Annotated in this window: 1 protein-coding gene; it reads left to right on the forward strand. The window is 72.7% G+C overall.

Features of this window, described 5'->3' with window-relative positions; genetic code table 11:
• Positions 1–134: 134 nt before the first annotated feature.
• A complete protein-coding gene (gene mshC, locus ACFSL4_RS07050; RefSeq protein ID WP_381079678.1) occupies positions 135–1,364 on the forward strand; it encodes a cysteine--1-D-myo-inosityl 2-amino-2-deoxy-alpha-D-glucopyranoside ligase in 1,230 nt (409 codons plus the stop codon).
• Positions 1,365–1,378 lie beyond the last annotated feature (14 nt).

Consider the following 1,378-nt stretch of genomic DNA (forward strand, 5'->3'; position numbering starts at 1 on the left):
CGGGTTCCGGTTCCGCGCGCGGCACCGTCCCGGTTCCGCGCGCGGCACCGTCCCGGTTCCGCGCGCGGCAACGTCCCGGCCATCCGGTCCGGTCCGGTTCGTAGCCGGAACCTTCCGCCGGTTACGCTCATGACATGCATGCCTGGCCCGCTTCCGAGGTCCCCGCCCTGCCCGGTCAGGGTCGCGACCTGAGGATCCACGACACCGCGACCGGTGGCCCCGTCACCCTCCGCCCCGGTCCCATCGCCCGCATCTACGTCTGCGGCATCACACCGTACGACGCGACCCACATGGGTCACGCGGCGACCTACAACGCGTTCGACCTCGTCCAGCGCGTGTGGCTCGACACGAAGCGGCAGGTGCACTACGTCCAGAACGTCACCGACGTAGACGACCCCCTCCTGGAGCGCGCGCAGCGCGACGACGTCGACTGGGTGGCCCTCGCCGAGCGGGAGACCGCTCTGTTCCGCGAGGACATGACCGCCCTGCGGATGCTGCCCCCGAAGCACTACATCGGCGCCGTGGAGGCGATACCCGGCATCGTCCCGCTGATCGAACGGCTGCGGGACGCGGGCGCCGCGTACGAACTCGACGGCGACATCTACTTCTCCGTGGAGTGCGATCCGCACTTCGGCTCGGTGTCCCACCTGGACGCCGCCACCATGCGGCTGCTGTCCGCCGAGCGCGGCGGCGACCCGGACCGCCCGGGCAAGAAGAACCCGCTCGACCCGATGCTCTGGATGGCCGCCCGCGCGGGCGAGCCCAGCTGGGACGGCGGTTCGCTCGGCCGGGGCAGGCCCGGCTGGCACATCGAGTGCGTGGCCATCGCGCTCGACCACCTGGGCATGGGCTTCGACGTCCAGGGCGGCGGCTCCGACCTCGCCTTCCCGCACCACGAGATGGGCGCCTCGCACGCCCAGGTGCTGACCGGCGAGTACCCGATGGCCAAGGCGTACGTGCACGCCGGCATGGTCGCTCTGGACGGCGAGAAGATGTCCAAGTCCAAGGGCAACCTCGTCTTCGTCTCCCGGCTCCGGCGCGACGGCGTCGACCCGGCCGCCATCCGGCTCGCGCTGCTCGCCCACCACTACCGGTCCGACTGGGAGTGGACCGACCGGGTGCTGCGGGATGCGGTGGCGCGGCTCGACCGCTGGCGCTCCGCCGTCTCCAGGCCCGACGGCCCGCCCGCGGACGCCGTCGTCGAGGAGATCCGCGACGCCCTCGCGAACGACCTGGACGCGCCCACGGCGCTCGCCGCGGTCGACCGCTGGGCGATACTCCAGGAGGAGAGCGGTGGTACGGACACGGCCGCGCCCGGCGTCGTGTCCCGTGCCGTGGACGCCCTGCTCGGCGTGGCCCTCTGAAGCACGGCGAGCGG

This window comes from Streptomyces caeni (assembly GCF_042678285.1).
Taxonomy (GTDB): domain Bacteria; phylum Actinomycetota; class Actinomycetes; order Streptomycetales; family Streptomycetaceae; genus Streptomyces; species Streptomyces caeni.